This is a genomic window from Rhodococcus aerolatus, assembly GCF_054783215.1.
Genome location: NZ_BAAGQZ010000036.1, coordinates 67,329 through 84,014, shown reverse-complemented (window position 1 = coordinate 84,014; position 16,686 = coordinate 67,329). Strand labels below are relative to the sequence as shown.

15 protein-coding genes and 1 pseudogene are annotated in these 16,686 nt (G+C 73.7%); 5 read left to right on the top strand and 11 right to left on the bottom strand.

Going from position 1 to position 16,686, the window contains the following annotated elements; all coding sequences use genetic code 11:
* Nucleotides 1–11: 11 nt before the first annotated feature.
* The 3 genes from ACYVOF_RS13800 to ACYVOF_RS13790 all read left to right on the top strand — a co-directional run bounded on the left by ACYVOF_RS13800 (nucleotide 12) and on the right by ACYVOF_RS13790 (nucleotide 3,456).
* A complete protein-coding gene (locus ACYVOF_RS13800; protein ID WP_460867372.1) occupies nucleotides 12–650 on the top strand; it encodes a VOC family protein in 639 nt (212 codons plus the stop codon).
* The gene (locus tag ACYVOF_RS13795; RefSeq protein WP_460867371.1) at nucleotides 647–2,473 is read left to right on the top strand and encodes an FAD-dependent oxidoreductase; all 1,827 of its coding nucleotides are present in this window, start codon (nucleotides 647–649) and stop codon (nucleotides 2,471–2,473) included. The genes ACYVOF_RS13800 and ACYVOF_RS13795 overlap by 4 nt, the downstream gene beginning before the upstream one ends.
* A gap of 260 nt (nucleotides 2,474–2,733) precedes the next feature.
* Nucleotides 2,734–3,456, top strand: a complete 723-nt coding sequence (locus ACYVOF_RS13790) for a VOC family protein (protein ID WP_460867369.1) — start codon at nucleotides 2,734–2,736, stop codon at nucleotides 3,454–3,456.
* Between the two features lie 428 nt (nucleotides 3,457–3,884).
* On the opposite strand, the gene ACYVOF_RS13785 is transcribed toward ACYVOF_RS13790, so the two are convergent.
* Nucleotides 3,885–4,859 carry an SDR family NAD(P)-dependent oxidoreductase gene (locus ACYVOF_RS13785; RefSeq protein WP_460867367.1) on the bottom strand — a complete coding sequence of 325 codons (975 nt, stop codon included), beginning with the start codon at nucleotides 4,857–4,859 and terminating at the stop codon, nucleotides 3,885–3,887.
* Between the two features lie 43 nt (nucleotides 4,860–4,902).
* Here ACYVOF_RS13785 and ACYVOF_RS13780 point away from each other — a divergent pair, with 43 nt between their 5' ends.
* Nucleotides 4,903–5,496, top strand: coding sequence for a TetR family transcriptional regulator (locus ACYVOF_RS13780; RefSeq protein WP_460867365.1), 594 nt, complete (start codon nucleotides 4,903–4,905; stop codon nucleotides 5,494–5,496).
* Between the two features lie 28 nt (nucleotides 5,497–5,524).
* Here the strand turns inward: ACYVOF_RS13780 and ACYVOF_RS13775 are convergent.
* From ACYVOF_RS13775 to ACYVOF_RS13745, 7 genes and pseudogenes are all read right to left on the bottom strand, one after another.
* Nucleotides 5,525–5,773, bottom strand: a pseudogene (locus ACYVOF_RS13775) (DUF1349 domain-containing protein); the annotation flags it as partial.
* Nucleotides 5,774–5,971: 198 nt separating this feature from the next.
* Complete coding sequence (locus tag ACYVOF_RS13770) at nucleotides 5,972–6,664, bottom strand: alpha/beta fold hydrolase (RefSeq protein WP_460867364.1); 693 nt, start codon at nucleotides 6,662–6,664, stop codon at nucleotides 5,972–5,974.
* A gap of 108 nt (nucleotides 6,665–6,772) precedes the next feature.
* Nucleotides 6,773–8,161 (bottom strand): DUF1254 domain-containing protein, encoded by a 1,389-nt coding sequence (locus tag ACYVOF_RS13765; RefSeq protein WP_460867362.1) that lies wholly within the window; start codon nucleotides 8,159–8,161, stop codon nucleotides 6,773–6,775.
* 80 nt (nucleotides 8,162–8,241) lie between these two features.
* Nucleotides 8,242–9,600 (bottom strand): DUF1254 domain-containing protein, encoded by a 1,359-nt coding sequence (locus tag ACYVOF_RS13760; protein ID WP_460867360.1) that lies wholly within the window; start codon nucleotides 9,598–9,600, stop codon nucleotides 8,242–8,244.
* Nucleotides 9,601–9,643: 43 nt separating this feature from the next.
* Nucleotides 9,644–11,356 (bottom strand): ABC transporter permease, encoded by a 1,713-nt coding sequence (locus tag ACYVOF_RS13755; RefSeq protein WP_460867359.1) that lies wholly within the window; start codon nucleotides 11,354–11,356, stop codon nucleotides 9,644–9,646.
* On the bottom strand, nucleotides 11,353–12,525 hold the full coding sequence (locus tag ACYVOF_RS13750) for an ABC transporter ATP-binding protein (protein ID WP_460867357.1): 1,173 nt from the start codon (nucleotides 12,523–12,525) through the stop codon (nucleotides 11,353–11,355). The genes ACYVOF_RS13755 and ACYVOF_RS13750 overlap by 4 nt, the downstream gene beginning before the upstream one ends.
* Nucleotides 12,526–12,570: 45 nt before the next feature.
* Nucleotides 12,571–13,635, bottom strand: coding sequence for an ABC transporter substrate-binding protein (locus ACYVOF_RS13745; RefSeq protein ID WP_460867355.1), 1,065 nt, complete (start codon nucleotides 13,633–13,635; stop codon nucleotides 12,571–12,573).
* A gap of 235 nt (nucleotides 13,636–13,870) precedes the next feature.
* Between ACYVOF_RS13745 and ACYVOF_RS13740 the strand changes: the two genes are divergently transcribed.
* Nucleotides 13,871–14,623 (top strand): SDR family NAD(P)-dependent oxidoreductase, encoded by a 753-nt coding sequence (locus tag ACYVOF_RS13740; RefSeq protein ID WP_460867353.1) that lies wholly within the window; start codon nucleotides 13,871–13,873, stop codon nucleotides 14,621–14,623.
* 9 nt (nucleotides 14,624–14,632) lie between these two features.
* Here the strand turns inward: ACYVOF_RS13740 and ACYVOF_RS13735 are convergent, their stop codons facing one another.
* The 3 genes from ACYVOF_RS13735 to ACYVOF_RS13725 are packed head-to-tail and all read right to left on the bottom strand — an operon-like array spanning nucleotide 14,633 to nucleotide 16,685.
* Nucleotides 14,633–15,655 (bottom strand): MBL fold metallo-hydrolase, encoded by a 1,023-nt coding sequence (locus ACYVOF_RS13735; protein ID WP_460867351.1) that lies wholly within the window; start codon nucleotides 15,653–15,655, stop codon nucleotides 14,633–14,635.
* The gene (locus ACYVOF_RS13730; protein WP_460867349.1) at nucleotides 15,652–15,975 is read right to left on the bottom strand and encodes an EthD family reductase; all 324 of its coding nucleotides are present in this window, start codon (nucleotides 15,973–15,975) and stop codon (nucleotides 15,652–15,654) included. The genes ACYVOF_RS13735 and ACYVOF_RS13730 overlap by 4 nt, the downstream gene beginning before the upstream one ends.
* Nucleotides 15,976–16,028: 53 nt before the next feature.
* Nucleotides 16,029–16,685 (bottom strand): TetR/AcrR family transcriptional regulator, encoded by a 657-nt coding sequence (locus ACYVOF_RS13725; protein ID WP_460867347.1) that lies wholly within the window; start codon nucleotides 16,683–16,685, stop codon nucleotides 16,029–16,031.
* Nucleotide 16,686 lies beyond the last annotated feature (1 nt).

Genomic DNA, 16,686 nt, shown 5'->3' with positions numbered 1-16,686 from the left:
GAGGAGCCGCCATGACCACGCAGACCCCGAGCCCCGCCCCGACGGCGACCGCGCTCGCACCCGACTACCTCGCCCACTTCGTCGTCAAGACGGCGCGCCCCCAGCAGATGGTCGAGTGGTACTCGACGGTGTTCGGTGCCACCGTCGTGCACGAAGACGAGCAGATCGTGTTCCTCACCTGGGACGGCGAGAGCCACCGCCTCGCGCTGGTCAAGGTCCCCCCGATCGCGCGGCACGTGTTCCCGCTGGGCCGGTTCCGCCGCAAGGTCCACGGCGTCGACCACCTCGCCTTCACCTACACCTCGCTGGAGCGCCTGCTGCTCAACCACGAGCGGCTGGCCGCGGTGGGGATCCACCCGGTGTGGGCCATCAACCACGGGCCGACGACGTCGCTGTACTACGAGGACCCCGACGGGACCCGCCTGGAGCTCCAGGTCGAGAACTTCCCCACCGCGGCGGAGACCGCAGCGTTCTTCTCCAGCCCGGAGTTCGCCGCGAACCCGATCGGGACCACGATCGACCCGTCCTACCTGCTCGAGCGGCTCCGCGACGGTGCCCCGCTGGAGTCGCTGCTCTGGCCCGACGCCGGGGTTCGGCCGGGCACCACGGCGCGGGTCGGCAGGCGGGCGATCACGCTGCGCACGTTGTGAGCGACCTGGCTCCGGTCGCGATCGTCGGGGCCGGGTCGACCGGCGCGACCCTGGCCCTGCTGCTGGCCCGTCGCGGTGTCCGCTCGGTGCTGCTCGACCGCCGCGAGGAGCCGCTCACCCACCCCGCGGCCCACGTCCTCCACGGCCGGTCGCTGGAGATCTGGCGGGAGGCCGACCCCGCACTCGCGCAGCAGGTCGCGGCGCTCGCTCCCCCCGTCGAGACCGTCAACCTCATCCGGTGGTGCTCGGACCTGCAGGGCCGGCCGCTCGGCGAGATCGACCTGGCCTCGCGACCGGAGCAGCTGGCCCGCGTCCGGGACCACAGCGACTTCCTGGTCTCCCACGTGGGGCAGCACCAGCTGATGCCGGTGCTGTGGGCAGCGCTGCAGCGGGAGCCACTGGTCGAGCTCCGCCGCGCGACGCGGGTGACGTCCGTCGAGCAGGACCACCGCAGTGCCTCCGTCGTGCTCGGCTCCGGGGAGACGGTGCGCGCCCGCGTCGTCGTCGGCGCCGACGGCGCGGGTAGCGCGGTCCGGGAGTCCGCGGGCATCGCGATGCGCGGGCCGGTGCTGGCCCAGATGGGCAGCGCCTTCTTCCGGGCCCCCGGCCTGTACCCGGCGTACGCGCGGCCCCTGCTCAGCTGGATCTACCAGCCCGGGTTCGCCGGTGTGATGATCGCCCACGCCGACGAGCACTACGTGCTCATGACCACCTACCTGCACCCGGAGCAGGACGTGGCCGGCGCGCGCGAGCGGTACTGGGCCCGTGCCCTGCCCGCGGTGCTCGGCCCGGATCAGGAGGTGGAGCTCGTCTCGACCGGGACGTGGACGATGACCGCGCAGTGCGCCGAGGTGTTCCGCCGCGGTCGCCTGCTCCTGGCGGGCGACGCCGCGCACCGGTTCCCCCACACCGGCGGGTACGGGCTCAACAGCGGCGTGCAGGACGCGCACAACCTTGCCTGGAAGCTCGACGCCGTCCTGGGCGGGCAGGCCGGCCAGCGCCTGCTCGACACCTACGAGACCGAGCGACGCCCCGTCGTCGAGCTCTTCGCCCGGCACAGCGTGGCCAACCACTTCCGGCTCGACGACGTGACCCGGCACTTCGGGGTGACCAACAGGATGCTGCAGCGCGCGACGGGTGCCGCCTCGCGGTTCCCGGTCACGGCCCTGCCGGGGTCCGTCGCGGCGCCCCTCGCGGACAAGGTGGTACGAGCAGGTCTCGCCCGCAGCCGGGTCCTGGGGTCCACCGGCCGGCGGGGACGGCGGGTCCGCGACCGCGTCGCCGGGGAGGTGCCCGGCCAGCTTGCGCACTTCGTCTCCACCGGGCTCGAGTACGGGTACCGCTACGGCGGGCCGCTCGTCCTGGGCGAGCCCGGCGACCCGCATCGCGCGTCGGAGCCCGACGTGGTCGAGTACCACCCCACCACCACCCCGGGCGGGCGGCTGCCCCACTCGGTCGTGGCCACCCCCAACGGGCCCCGCTCGACCCTCCAGCTCGTCGACCCGCGCCCACTGGCGCTCACGGTGCTCACCTTCGACCCGTCCGGGTGGTCCGCTGCCCTCGGCGCACCGGTCACGGCCCCGCTGCTGACGACCGTCGTCGACCTCGGGACCGCCACGGACCGGGCCGCTGCGGTCGAGCGCTACGAAGTGGGGACTGTGGGCGCCGTCGTGGTCCGCGCCGACGGCCACGTCGTCTGGCGCACACGGGACGGCGCCACCACCGCCGCGCCGCAGCTCGTGGACCAGATGCTGGCCGCGTGGGCGCCCTACGCCCCCGCAGCACGCCGGGACAGCGACCCCCCGGGCCGGGCGGTGGACTGACGATCTCCCGACGTGGGGCCCCGACAACGTCATCCACGACCTCGACCACCTCCCGGTGGAGCTCGGACACTCGGTCGCCGAGGTCTGCACCGCCCTGCCGCAGGTCGTGCCGCCGCCCACCGTGCTGGTCAGGTGGGGGACGTGGGCCACAGGCCACAGGCCCTCCGCCACGCGCCGCGACCCTGGGGCGGACGACGTCGCGTCCGACCGGCACGACAGCCCGCCGCAGCCGAGTTGGCTGCCGTTCTACGCTGCGCCAGGTGACCACGAACCCCGGCGGCACCTTGCCGCCACCCGCTGGACCCGCCGGCACCTCGGCCCGGATCCGCGGTGTCGACGCGAGGCCCGGCGACGACGGCAGTCCTGCCGGGCCGGCCCTCGTGATCGAGGTCGGCCACGTCGGGCTGACCGTGACCGACCTGGACGAGGCGCTGAGCATGTGGTGCGACGACCTGGGCTTCGTCCTCGAACGGACCTTCACCCTCGACGAGGCGACCACCGCCGGCACCACGGGCGTCCGGTCCGCGACCATCGACGCGGCCACCGTGGTCCTGGGTCCGCACCGCCTCGAGCTGCTCCAGTACCGCCCGGCGCCGGCCGGGGTGGCGCGAGCACTCCCGTCCCAGAGCGGCGCGACCCACATCGCACTCGTGGTCGCCGACCTCGCCGGGGTCCTCCTCGTCTGCCGCCGCCACGGCTGGGTCCCCGTCGGCGGGCCCCACCGACTCACCAGTGGCGCACGGGCAGGAACAGTGATCGTCTACCTCGACGGACCCGCCGGCGGCACGCTCGAGCTCATCGCCCCGCCCCGCGACGAACCGTCCGCAGGCGCCGGTGCTGGCAGCGAGGTCTCTGTGCCGGTCGAGCGCCGCGCCGCCGGGGACTACTCCCTCCCCGCTGACGCCGACCCCGTCGACCACGCCGGGGAGCAGCCCGCCCCGGCCCGCGGCGGGCTCCGGCGGAACCGGGTCGGCGGAGCCTGAACGATCCGGCCAGGGACCAGCGAACTGGGCTGCGGCGACCACGACGGGCGGGCGAGGTGGGGCCGTTCGACGTGCTCGGAGCCCCACGACCACCTCGCGGACGAGGTCGACGACGTCTACGTCGTGATCCGGGGCGACGGGTGGCTCGTCGTCGACGGAGAGGAGGTCCCCGTCGCGGCCGGGGAATTCATCGCCGTCACCGTCGAGTCGACCCGCCACCTGCGCGCGGCGAGGGCGGCCTCGTCCTCGTCGCCGTCTGCGGGTCCTGACCGCGCAGCGCAAGAGGAACCGTCGCCACTCACCGGTCCGGTGATCGGTCGGGTCCCGCGGCCGACGAGGACGAGGCCAGCAGCACGGCACTGCTGGCGGGCGGCGGCGAGCAGCGCGGCCCCGTCGACGGCGTGACGTAGAGGCTCGGCGAGCAGACGTCAGTCGGTCCGCCGTGCAGCAGCCAGCAGGCCCTCGGAGACGTCCCAGAGACGACGGGCGTCACCAGGGTCGAGGGCGTGGGGCAGCACCCCGTGGATGCCGTCGAGCCGGTCGACGACCGCCGCTTCGTGGCAGTCCTCGAAGTAGCGACCCCCGATCCCCTCCACGATCGGTGACGTGGCGAGGAAGACCGAGGTGGCAGCGCCCTGCTCGGGGGTCTTCATGCGGAACTGCCCGGACGCCTCGGCCTGCCGGGACTGCGCCTCGGCGGCGGCGCGCTGCTCGGCGGTCCAGTGGCGCTGAAGGGGTGTCCAGATGCCGCCGGGCATCAGTGCGTTCGCGCTGATGCCGTCCTCGGCCCACCGGCGGCTGGCCTCCACCGCGAACAGCGAGTTCGCGGTCTTCGACTGGCCGTAGGCGAGCCCGGGGTCGTAGTCGCGGCGCTCGAAGAACAGGTCGTCGAAGACCATAGACGACGCGGCGTGACCGCTGGAGGACACGGCCACGACCCGGGCGCGACCGGCCGCGGCCAGGGCCGCGTGCAGGCCGGCGGCGAGCGCGAAGTGGCCGAGGTGGTTGGTGCCGAGCTGGGTCTCCCAGCCCTGGGCCGTGGTGCCGAACGGCGTGTCCATCACGCCGGCGTTGAGGACGAGGACGTCGAGGGGCCCGGTCCACGCCGCCGTCAGGGAGTCGATCGAGGCCAGGTCCGCGAGGTCGAGGCGCAGGACGGCCACGTCGTCACGGCCGCTGCTGCGCGCGAGGTCGGCGGCCGTGCGGTCGCCGGCGGCGGTGTCGCGGACCGCCAGGGTGACCTGTGCTCCGGCGTGGGCGAGAGCGCGGGCGGTCTCGACGCCGATGCCGGAGGCGGCGCCGGTCACGAGGGCCCGCCTGCCGGTGAGGTCGAGGCCCTCGACCACCTCGAGGGCGGTGGTGGTGTCGTCGAAGGGGCTGGTGATGGTGCCGGGTGCCGTCATGAGCCCAGCATACCAACCAGTTGGTTGGATATAGGGTGGATGCATGGTGCGGGACGGGGATGCCAGCCGGCGCCGGTTGATCGGCGCGGCCACCGCCGAGTTCGCGGAGCACGGCCTCGCCGGCGCACGGGTCGACCGCATCGCGGCCGCGGCGCAGGTCAACAAGCAGCAGATGTACGCCTGGTACGGCTCCAAGGACGGCCTCTTCGACGCCGTCTTCGCCGCCCAGCTGGTGCGCATCGTCGACGCGGTCCCGTTCACCGCCGACGACCTGCCCGGGTACGCGGTGGCCCTGTACGACAGCTACCTCACCGACCCCGAGATCATCCGGCTGGTCGGGTGGAACCGCCTCGAGCGCACGCCCGTCGGCGACCTGCTCGCCGGTCACGGCGCGCTCACCGACCCCAAGCGGGTCGCGATCGAGCAGGCCCAGCGTGACGGGGTGGTGGTCGACGGGATCGCGCCCGACGACGTCTACTCGCTGGTCATCGGCATCGCCGGGTCCTGGTCGCCGCTCAGCGGCACGGCCACCGCCGCCCCGGACGACGACGAGGCCGACCACGTCCGGCGTCGGGATGCACTGCGCGAGACGGTGACCCGCGCCCTCGTGGCCGACGCGGGTCAGCGGCGGCCCTAGCCACGGCGGGCGTCTCGGGCCCGGCGCGCAGCAGCAGCCCGGTCTGGTCGGGCTGCTCGGTGCAGTCCAGACGGAACCGGACCTCGAGGGCCTCACGGGCGCCGAAGGGGGCGAGCAGGCCGTGCGCGCCGTCGTGGTTGTGGGTGAAGCCGTAGCAGGTGTGCCGCCGCGCGTCGCTGCCCTGCACCGCCGTGACCCGGAGACCGTCCGCGGTGGTCTGGACGGCGGCGGGCGGGATGGTCCACCGGGCTGTGCGCAGGAGGCTGTCGTTGATCACGGGAGCATCATCGCGGGCCGGCGCCGACCAGGTTTGCGTGGGACGAGCCAGGACGCCGGGGGTCGGCACGGGTGCGGCCGTGCCCTTCGCCCCGGTGCTCGGTGAGGTCGTGACGCAGCTGCGTGGCCCGCACCAGGGCCGATCCCCACTCGCGCGCCCGCTCCGCGAGCACGGCGAGGTCGAGGCCGGCCCCGGCCGTCATCGGAGACCGGCCAGGAGCTCGGCGAGCTCCTGGGGTGCGGCCACCATCGCCATGTGTCCGGTGTGGAGGTGGCGGACGTCGCCCCCGACCACTGCGCTGGACCGCTCCTGGAGCTCCGGCGGGTAGCAGACGTCCTCGGTGAGACGGATGTACGTCCTGGGGACGTCGGTCTGCAGGCCGCTCAAGTCGACCGGCTCCGTCAGCAGCGCAGCGGAGTCGTCGACCATCTGGTCGAGGGTCCACGCGCTCTGCTCGTCGTCGAGGTCATGGCACAGCATTGCCTCCGCCCCCTCCCGCCCCATCGAGTACAGGCCCCCGCCGAGGGAGGCGCGCACGGCCTCGCGCACGTCGGGGTCGATCTGGTCGAGCACCCGGGTCCCGTCCGGCGGCACGACTGCGGACAGGAACGCCACGTGCCGCAGCCGCGACGCCAGCGGGGCCATGACCCGGGGCGCGGAGACGCCTCCGAAGGAGTGCGCCACCAGCACGATCTCGTCGTCCCCGCCCGCTGCGGCCACGTCGTCGAGGATCGCCTGCGCGCAGTCGTCGAGGGTCAGCGTGTGCAGCGACCTGTCGGCGCGGGAACCGCGGCCGGGCAGGTCGACCGCGACGGCGGGGGCGTCGAGGAACGGCAGCAAGCGGTCCCAGCAGCTCGCGCCCATCCCTGCGCCGTGGACGAGGACGTACATGAGGTCTCCTGTCGTCGAGGTCGGTCCGGTGATCCTGCCGTGAGCCCGGGCGGGGGGTCGTCGTCGCGCGACCGGGGCCGCGCCGCTGGGCCCGCCCCGCACGACGGCTCACGGGGGAGCGGGGCCCCGCGGCGCGGGCGGGCCGGGTTCCACGCGGACCGCGGGGGGCAGCCAGGTGCCGTCGACCACCTCGGCCCCCGGTGAGTACACCCGCAGGACGAGGAAGAACTCGCCCGCCGGGCAGGGCAGCCAGTTGCCTGCCCGGGGGTCGCGTCGGCTCAGCACGACCTCGACCCGGCCGTCGTCGCCGACCTCGAGCGCGGGGTCCGCGCTGCCGATGCCGTGCTGCGCTACCCCGTGCACGAGCCGACCCGTGTCCGCCGCGTAGACCGTGAGGCTCCAGAACGCGTGGTGCGGGGGCGGGGACGGCAGCGTCAGCCGGTGGTCGCGGTCGGTCCCGTCGAGGCGGCGGCCGTCACCGTCGGCGTAGGTGTTGAAGGACGTGTTCTCCTGCACGACGTTCGCGGCGAGGCCGACCTCGTTCATCACGGCCCGCGCGAGGTAGTTGTGCCCGTGCGCACCCTTGTCCGCCACCCGGGTCCACCCCGTCCCCGTCGGCGACCCGAGCTGGGGCCGTGACGCCCGCACGACGGCCATGGCGTCACCGAACCCCTGCCGGGTCCCGGACCAGGTCTCCGCGTCGAGCGCCGCGGCCGACCACGGCTCGCGGGACAGCAGACCGAGCGTCCGGAACTGCCGCACGTGGGCCAGCTCGCTGCGGGGGCAGCCGTTGAGGCGGAGCACCGCGTCGAGGGCACGGAAGAACTGCTGGGGGTCCTCGCGGACGGCGTCGGGGCTCACGACCGTCGTCACGTCCGACGGGGCGGGACCGGTGGGCGCGACGCTGACGCGGTCCTGCAACGCGTGCACGCCCGCCAGCTCACCGTCGGTCACCTGGATGCGGAGCAGCAGCCACACGATGCGGCCGGGGACGGGCACCACGGTGACGCCGCTCGGCGCCGCACCGGACCAGGCCGGGTCGACCAGCCAGTACGTGCCCGGCCCGGGACCGCTCGTCCTCGAGCTGATGTTGACGGCGTTGCTGTAGGCGTCGAGCAGCTGCACGGTGTAGTAGCGGCCGCCGAACGCGGGGAGGCGCAGCTCGACGGGGCCTGCCCCGAGGTCCACCCAGCCGTTGGAGTAGAGGGTGTCGACGTTGGGCACCCGGAACGCCTCGTAGTCGGGTCCGGCGGTCGCGCGCTCGTGCTGGAACGTGAACAGCCGTCCCGGCGCCTCGGGGACCAGGCACTGCGCGCACATCTGCGCGTACTGCAGCACGGCGGGCAACCCGTAGACCGTGGCCTGCACGGCCAGGGCGGTGGCCCAGGCCCGTCGGGCGGTCGCGTCCGCGGGCCGGACGTCCGGCCCGCGGGACGACTGCAGCTGCGGCACGGACCCCTCCGCGTACCCGAGGAACCACTCGTCCGTCGTGCTCACCCCTGGTCCTCCTCCGGTGTCGGGTTTGTCCGGTGCCCGGCTCCGCTCGGTCGCAGCACCGGTCGACGTCCTCTCCTCGGTCACGGCCCGTCGACCCGCTCGACGGGGGGTGGTGCCCACGCGCCCGACAGCGCGCGCTCCTGCGGGACGTAGACCCGCAGGATCAGGCGGAACCCCTCCGCGGGCACCGGCAACCAGTTCGCGACGTGCTCCTCCGCCGGCCGGTCGGACCGGACGTGCACGGTCAGGGCTCCGTCGCGACCGAGGACCAGGCCGTCGGTGCGGTCACCGATGCTGTAGCGGGAGATCGGGTTCTCGCACAACCCCCCACCGTCCGACCGGTACACGGTCAGGGACCAGAAGGCGTCGGACGGCGGGAGCTCGCCCGCGGGGAACGTGAGCTCGTAGCGGGCGCCCCCGTGCAACGGCTCCCCGGACCGGTCGACGAGCGCGGTCGGGTAGAGCGCCTCCTCGGGCAGCGTGACGTAGATCTGGTCCTTGGCCACGGCGGAACGCAGCAGGTGGTCCGCCCCGAAGCGCGGGCCGAGGACGTTCGTCGTCCAGCCGTCGTCCTGCCGTCCCAGGCGCGTCGACCGGTGCAGGACGCTCGACCGACCCGCCCTGAGCCCGGCAGCGACCTGCTCGCGGGCGTCCGCGCCGAGCGTCCCGAGGTCGACGCCGCCCGGGCCCAGCCCGATCGGGGCCAGCGAGGCGGCCACCGCGAGGTCCGCCGCCGGCAGGGTCTCGTCCCGGAGCACGTTGCCGAGCTGCTGGAGCCAGCCGAGCTCCCCGAGCTCCGCGGAGACGCCCTCGTCGAGGGGACGCTGCCGGGGCACCTCCGGGAGCTCTGCGCTGCCCGCGAGGTGCTGTGCCCACGTCTGCAGCGTGACGCGGTCCTGCAGGCGGTGGACCTCGTGGAGGTCGGCGGGGCTGCCGTCGACGAGGATCCGGCAGGCGACCATGAAGTAGCGCGTCGTGCTGCGCACCACGAGGTGGCCCGCGGGGAGGTCCACGTCGTGCCCCGGCCCGGTGATGACCACGGGCGGCAGCTGACCCCCGTGGGTCCGCCTGCCGACCGACGCCAGGGTGGACGTGTCCGCCGCCGCGAGCTGGACGGTGTAGTAGCGGTCGACGACGGGTGGCACCGTGAGCACCAGGGGACCGTCCGCCAGGTCGAGCCACGCGACGCTGTAGAGCGTGTCGACGTTGGGTGCGACGCCGGCGCGGTAGCTGGGGTCCGACAGCGCGCGCTGGTGGCCGATGCGGTTCAGCGGCGCACCGGGTGAGGACGGTGACCGCGTCACGAAGGGGTCCTGCGGCACCGTCAGGTTCTGGCGCAGCTGCGCTGCCTGCACCAGGGCGTACCCCCACTCGTGGGCCCGTCGTGCCGACGCGAGCAGGTCGTCCGCGGGCTGGGTGGCGCCCGGGTGGGTCACCACTGCTGCCCCGTGCGCTGCGTCGACCTCGCTGCTCACCGGTGGCCTACAGCCGGCCCAGGGACTCGGACCCGCCCAGCACGAGGGCGACCGTCACCCCGACCGTCGTCACCGCCGACATGACCAGCGCCACGGCAGCGACCAGCGAGTAGTTCCCGTTCGTCCAGTAGTCGTAGAGCACGGTCCCCATCACGTCGGTGTGGATGGACCGCACCAGCACCGAGGCGGTGAACTCGTGGGTGAGGAGCACGAAGACCAGCGCCGCGGCACCGGCGAGGCTCGACCTGAGCAGGGGCAGCACGATGCGCAGCGTGGTGCGCGCGGGCCCGGCGCCGCTCATCCGCGACGCCTCCTGGTACGTCTGCCCGAGGGCCAGCAGCGCGGACATCTGCATGCGGGTCGCGAACGGCATCATCAGCGTGACGTAGACCAGGATCATGACCCAGGGCGTCCCGTAGAGGACCGCGGGACCCTGGCTGTAGGTGACCAGGAACCCGACGCCGAACAGGACGGCCGACACCCCGAGCGGGAGCGCGACCACGAAGTCCAGCACCCGGCCGACGACCGGGTACTGCCTGCCCTGCAGGATGATCGACGCGGCGGCGTAGCCGAGGGGCAGCACGATCACCACGGCGGCGATCGAGTACACCAGGCTGTTGGAGATGGCCCCGACGGTGCGCGGGTCGTTGAAGATCGTCTCGAAGTTCGTCGTCGACCACTTGCCGAGATCGACCTTGCTGCTCCAGTAGCGGGTTCCCGAGAGGGCCAGCAGCCCGAGCAGCGGGAGCACGATGGCCACGAACGCGTAGGCGGCGATGAAGACCGCAGCTCCGGCCGAGGAGCGGTCCGCCGGGCGGAAGCCCTTGCCGCCGTGGGTGACGAAGCGGCGCTCGTTGCCCAGGCCCACCTTCTGCAGCGCGACCACGATCACGCCGAAGATGAGCAGCGGCGTGCCGATCGCCGCGGCGGTCCCGTACTGGACCGGCGTGGCCTGGACCTGGTTGTAGATGTCCGTGGTGAGCACGGTGATGCCCTGGTTGGTCCCCAGGAGCAGCGGCGCCGTGAACTGGCCCAGCCCGAGGAGCAGCGCGACGCCGCCGCCGTAGATCAGGGCCGGCCGCAGCAGGGGGAGGATGATCTTGAAGAAGATGCCGAGCCCGGACGACCCGCTCACCGCGGCTGCCTCGAGGAAGTCGGCGTTGATGTTCGCCAGGGCGGAGCGGACGAACAGGTAGACGAAGGAGGTGAGCCCGAAGCCGGTGAGGATGATGATCCACGGCATCGAGTAGATGTTGACCGGACCCTCGGTCAGGCCGCTCCACCAGGGGAGCTTGCGCAGCAGGGCGTTCAGGTACCCCGGCGCCGGCGCGAGCAGGAAGGTCCACCCAGCCACCGATGCGATGGCGGGCACCACGATCGGCAGCACCGGAACGATGCTGAGGAAGCGCAGGCGCCGCGGCAGGCGGGTCGACGCCCACGCCAGCGCGGTGCCCAGGACCAGGCCGATGACGAGCGACCCGAGGGCCAGGCCGATGGTGTAGGTGATCGTGCGACCGACGCCCTGCCGGGTGAAGGCCTCGGCGAAGCCGCCGCCGTCGGTCCCGGAGAAGGCCATGAGCTCGAGGCGCACCAGCGGGACGAGCACGAGGTAGCCGACGACGAGCAGGAAGACCGTCGAGACGACGACGCGCTGCGCGGTGCGGCGGTCGACCCGCAGGCCGGTCGCGCGGGCCGGCGCGCGGACCGCCAGTGTGCTCACGCCCTCACCGCCGTGGTCCTCGCCGCCGCGGCGCCCCCGACGGCCACCGGCGCCGGGGCACCGGTCGGTGCGGTGTCGTCGGGGAACACGACCACGCGCTGCGGGTCCAGCGCGAGCAGGACGCGGTCCCCCGGGTCGACGGTCCGCGTCCACGTCCCGGGCCCCTCGAGGGGCACCGTCGACCGCAGGCTCGTCCCGAGCGAGTCGAGGACGAAGTGCCGGTCCCGCCCGCCGAACTCGGCGTCCTCCACCGTCACCGGAAGGCCGACCTCGTGCTCGGCCAGGTGGTCCCGGCCGGGGACCAGCCGGCCGTCCCTCGGGCTGAACCTGAGCACGGCGTGCTCGGGCCACCTCAGGCCCTCGACCGCCCCCACGAGCTCGATGGCCCCGGTCGACCACCCGTCGTCGGAGCGGTGGACGGGCAGCCGGTTCGACATGCCGATGAACCCGGCGACGTACTCCGAGGTCGGGTCCTCGAAGATCTGCTCAGGCGTCCCCAGCTGCTCGAGGGCACCGGACCGCATGATCGCGATGCGCTGGCCGAGGGCCAGGGCCTCGGACTGGTCGTGGGTCACGTAGATCGCCGTGAACGGCTGGCTCCGATGGATGCGGTGGATCTCGGTCCGCATCTGGTCGCGCAGCCGGGCGTCCAGGTTGGACAGCGGCTCGTCGAAGAGGATCACCTGGGGCTTGGCGGCGAGCGCCCGCGCGAGGGCGACACGCTGCTGCTGGCCGCCGCTGAGCTGCGCGGGCAGCCGGTCGAGCAAGTGCTCGCACTCCACCATCCGGGCGACCTCCTCGACCCGTCCCGCCTTGAGCAGGTCCCGCCGGCCGCGCGCCTTGAGCGGGTACTCGAGGTTCTTGCGCACCGTCATGTGGGGCCACAGCGCGTAGGCCTGGAAGACCATCCCGGCCTTGCGGCGGTCCGGCGGGACGTTGACCCGTGACGCGGAGTCGAACACGTCCTCGCCCCCGATGGAGATCGACCCGGCGTCCGGGCGCTCCAGTCCGGCGACGCAGCGCAGCGTGGTCGTCTTGCCACACCCGCTCGGTCCGAGCAGGGCGACGAACTCCCCCTCGGCGATGTCGAGGTCGAGCGTGTCGATCGCGGTCGTCGTCGGCTTCCCGTCGAAGGTCTTGTGCAGCCCGCGGATCGTGACTCGTGACATGCGTGCCCTCCTGGGCTCGGTGCTCGGGTGCTGGACCGGTACGGGTCAGCTCTGGAACAGGGCCTTGAACTGCTGGCGCACCTCGGCGATGCGGTCCGGGGCGAGCGTCGCGGGCTCGAAGGGCCGGATGTTGGACAGGGTCGTCACCGCACCGACGTCGGGCAGCACCGACGCGGCCTTGCGACCGAGGGCGGCCTGGCCCTGCGGCGAGACCATGAAGTCGGCGAGCAGCTGGGCGGCGTTGGGGTGCGGGGCTGCGGCCAGCACGCCGGTGTGGAAGGGGGCGCCCCATGCCGGGCGCGGCACCAGGAAGTCGACGGGCGCTCCGTCGGCCTTCTCGTCCACCAGCGGCTGGACCGCGATGGCCGCCCAGATCTGGCCGGAGGTGAGGGCCTGGCCCGCCGGCAGCGCCCCCGCGAAGATCTGGGGCTTCTGCGCCGCCAGCTCGGTGAGGAAGCTCGGCCCTGCGGTCTGCCCGACGTAGTCGTAGAAGTCGACCACGGCGGTGGAGACGGCGGGGTCGACGATCCCGACGTGCCCCTGCAGCTCCGGCTTGAGCAGGTCCTGGTAGCTCGTGATGCCGCCGGGCAGGTTCTGGGTGTTCCACCCCATCACGTACATGGCCGCGCTCGAGATGAACGAGCCGTCCGCGTCCAGGTTCTTCGCCTTGTCGTAGGCGGCCACGTCGAAGTTGGGGCCGGCGGGCTGCGCCCACGCGCCGGCCTGTCCCCGCTTCGCGACGTAGGCGCCGTCGGCGAGGGCGACGACGTCGGCCGTGGGCTGGTTGCTCGTGGACTCCGCGTCCAGCTTCGCCTCGAGGTTCGCGTCCACGTCGCGGTTGACCGTCACCGGGATGCCGTAGGCGGCCTCGAACTTCTTGCCCAGGTCGCCGAGCAGGTCAGCGCCCTGGCTCGAGTAGATCGTGACGGATCCTTCGCGCTTGGCAGCGTCGATGACCGCCTGGAAGGCGGGGGTGACCGGTGCGGCCTCGGCCAGCGACGGGGGAGCGCTCGCGCTCGAGGAGTCCCCGCCACCACACGCCGCGGCGGCCAGTGCCACCGCGACGGCCACCGTGGCCGCCCGCAGACCTGCGGTCGTTCGTCCCAGCATCAGCCCAGCCCTCTTCCTCCGGTGTCGCGCCGTCGGTCGTCGCGACTGTGTCTTGGCCGAACGGCCTGCCCGGTGCGTCTGACTACGCATGAACAGAGTTCAGTTCTGCCGAATGTAGGTGACCGGGGCCACAAGGGCAAGGCCGTCGTCAGCCCAAATTGAGACGAGTTCACTTCGGTACTGTCGTCGGTGGCGCGACCGGCGCGCCGGCGTGACACCGGGTGGAGGAGACGCGATGCGGCGGCTGGACGGGGCGAGGGTGCTCGTGACGGGGTCGACGGGCGGTCTCGGGCGCGAGATCTGCCGGCGGGTCGAGGACGAGGGCGGCCGCCTCGTCGTCACCGACGTCGACCGGGGCGCGTGCGAGGAGCTCGTGGCGTCGCTCGCGCGCCCGGCGGACCACCTCGTGGCCGTCCTCGACGTCCGGGAGGAGGACGGCTGGCGGGAGGTGGCCGCCACCGTCGAGCGGGAGTGGGCGGGCCTCGACGTGCTCGTCAACAACGCCGGCGTCGGCAGCCTGGCGGACGTCACCACCGAGGAGCTCGGCACCTGGGAGCGCGTGGTGGCAATCGACCAGACGGGCACCTGGCTGGGCATGAAGCACGCGGGATCGCTCGTCGAGCGGAGCGGCGGCGGCTCCGTGGTCAACATCTGCTCGATCCTGGGGACCGTCGGCGGGATGGGCACGAGCGTCGCCTACGCGGCGGCCAAGGGCGCGGTGCGCACCATGACCAAGAACGCCGCGCTGCACTGGGCCACGCGCGGGGTGCGGGTGAACTCGCTGCACCCCGGGTTCATCGGCACCCCGCAGCTGCTGGAGCGCTTCGCCGGCTCCGAGCGCCACGCGGCCATGCTGGAGGGGACCCCGATGGGCCGGCTCGGCACCGGCGCGGAGGTGGCCGCGGCCGTCGCGTTCCTGGCCTCCGGCGACAGCAGCTTCGTGACCGGCGCGGAGATCCACGTCGACGGGGGCTGGACCGCGCGGTGACCCGCCGTCCTAGGCGGCGCTGAAGCGGGGGACGAGCCCGCCCGTGCTGGTCGCCGCACCGCGGGCGACGAGCAGGTCGAGGTGGGCCAGGGTCTCGCAGACCGCGATCATCTGGTTGAAGTGGTCGAGCTCGGGCAGCGGGGTCGCGCGGCGGGTCCACGGCAGCGCGCGGGCCACCACCGCCCCGGTCGCCCCGCCCGCGTGGCCCACGAGCGCCGCGCCCACCTGCGCGAGCCGCTCCCGGTGGTGCTCGAGCAGCTCCCGCACCCGCTGGTGCACCGCAGCCCCGGGGTGTCCGTGGGCGGGCGCCAGCAGGGCGTCCGGACGCGACAGCAGCAGCTCGAGGGAGTCGAGGAACTGCCCGAGGGGCAGGTCGTGGGTGTCGAGCTCGAACCCGACCGAGGGCGTGATCCGCGGCAGGACGTGGTCCCCCGAGTACAGGACCCCGGCGTCGAGGTCGTGCAGCACCACGTGGCCCCGGGTGTGCCCGGGGGTGTGCACCACCTCCAGCCGCCGGCCCGCGACCTCGAGGGGCCCGGCCACGAGCCACTCGTCGGGTGCTTCCCAGTCCGCGACGTCGAACGGGGTGTCGGCGGTGGCGGCGGCCACGGCCTCGGCGAGGTCGGGGAGCCCGGCCCGGTGCAGCTCGCGCAGCGACGTCGTCGGCACGTTGCTGCCGAGCGCCCGCACCGCGGCGAGGTTCTCGCGCTCGTGACGGCCCAGCCAGACCCGCGCGCCGTGCTCGCGGCGCAGCGCGGTCGCCAGGGTGTAGTGGTCGCGGTGCACGTGGGTGACCAGGACGTGGCGGACGTCCGCGAGCCCCCGGCCGATGCGTGCGAGGCCGTCGGCGAGCTCGGCCAGGGCGCCGTCGACACGCCAGCCGCCGTCGACGAGCACGAGCCCGTCGGCGGCGGCGAGGGCGTAGACGTTGACCGCGCGGAGGCCGTCCTGCGGCAGGGTCAGCGGGATGCGGTGGCACCCGGGCACCACCTCGTGGCAGCCGGGGGCCGACCAGTCGACCGTCGTGGTCACGCCTGCTCGACCATGACCCTCTCGTCGCCCACCACCGCGATGCGGCGGCCCCGCATGTCGCCGACGTTGGCGACGGCCTCGGCCCACTCCGGGCTCGCCAGGGCCGCGTCGAGGGCCTCCTGGCTGTCGAAGCCGAGCACGGACAGCCCGTCCCAGCCCTCCGACTTCTCGCCCATCGCGCCGGTGATCTCGGTGTGGGTCCACCGCCGCAGCCCGGGCAGCCGGTAGGTCGGCTCGGCGTGCTCGCCGCGCCACCAGTCGACGAACTGCTCGTGCGTCCAGTCCCGCGGGCGGGCGGCCAGGACGATCAGGTTGAACATGGTGGTCCTCTCGGGTCGTCCCCTCGCCGGGGGGTGCCCGGGCCGGGGTGGGGTCAGGGCCCCACGAGCCGCAGGCAGGCGCCGGCGACGAAGTCGGTGATGTCGGTCAGGGAGCGGGAGCCGTCAGGCCGGTAGGACCGCCAGACGCTGTTGACGACGGCGAGCACGGCGAGGCTGGTCTGGCGGGCGTCGCGCTCGACGAAGTCGCCGGAAGCCATGCCGCGCTGGATGATCGACGACCACTCGTCCTCGATCTCCCGGACGAGGACGCGGGCCCGCTGCCGCTCGGTCTCCTCCCGCTCCGAGTGCCGGGGGGACTGCAGGAGGTCCATGTGGCTGAGCAGGATCCGGGCCGACAGCGCCTCGCGCGGGTCCACGTCGTACGCGCTGGCCACGGCGGCGCGCAGCGCCTCCGCCCCCGCCAGGCCGGCCGTGGCGCTGCGGACCCGGGCCAGGGACTGCTCCAGCTCGGTGCTGAGGATGGTCAGCAGGCAGTGCGCCTTGGACTCGAAGTAGTGGTAGAGCGCGGTCTGGCCGATGCCGACCTGGTCGGAGATGGAGGACCACTTGGTGAGCTCGTAGCCGTGCGCTCCGAAGGTGTCCACCGCGGCCTCGAGGATGAGGTGACGCTTGGAGCGGGAACCCAGCTTGGGCACGGTGTGCGCGGCGGCGGGCTCGGCGGTGCGCTGGTCCGGCGCGGTCTTGGTCATG

Bases quoted from the DNA above. Each gene is read 5' to 3' on its own strand.
- ACYVOF_RS13800 (WP_460867372.1), top strand. From the start codon at position 12: ATGACCACGCAGACCCCGAGCCCCGCCCCGACGGCGACCGCGCTCGCA.
- ACYVOF_RS13785 (WP_460867367.1), bottom strand. From the start codon at position 4,859: ATGACGGCACCCGGCACCATCACCAGCCCCTTCGACGACACCACCACC.
- ACYVOF_RS13780 (WP_460867365.1), top strand. From the start codon at position 4,903: ATGGTGCGGGACGGGGATGCCAGCCGGCGCCGGTTGATCGGCGCGGCC.
- ACYVOF_RS13770 (WP_460867364.1), bottom strand. From the start codon at position 6,664: ATGTACGTCCTCGTCCACGGCGCAGGGATGGGCGCGAGCTGCTGGGAC.
- ACYVOF_RS13750 (WP_460867357.1), bottom strand. From the start codon at position 12,525: ATGTCACGAGTCACGATCCGCGGGCTGCACAAGACCTTCGACGGGAAG.
- ACYVOF_RS13745 (WP_460867355.1), bottom strand. From the start codon at position 13,635: ATGCTGGGACGAACGACCGCAGGTCTGCGGGCGGCCACGGTGGCCGTC.
- ACYVOF_RS13740 (WP_460867353.1), top strand. From the start codon at position 13,871: ATGCGGCGGCTGGACGGGGCGAGGGTGCTCGTGACGGGGTCGACGGGC.
- ACYVOF_RS13730 (WP_460867349.1), bottom strand. From the start codon at position 15,975: ATGTTCAACCTGATCGTCCTGGCCGCCCGCCCGCGGGACTGGACGCAC.
- ACYVOF_RS13725 (WP_460867347.1), bottom strand. From the start codon at position 16,685: ATGACCAAGACCGCGCCGGACCAGCGCACCGCCGAGCCCGCCGCCGCG.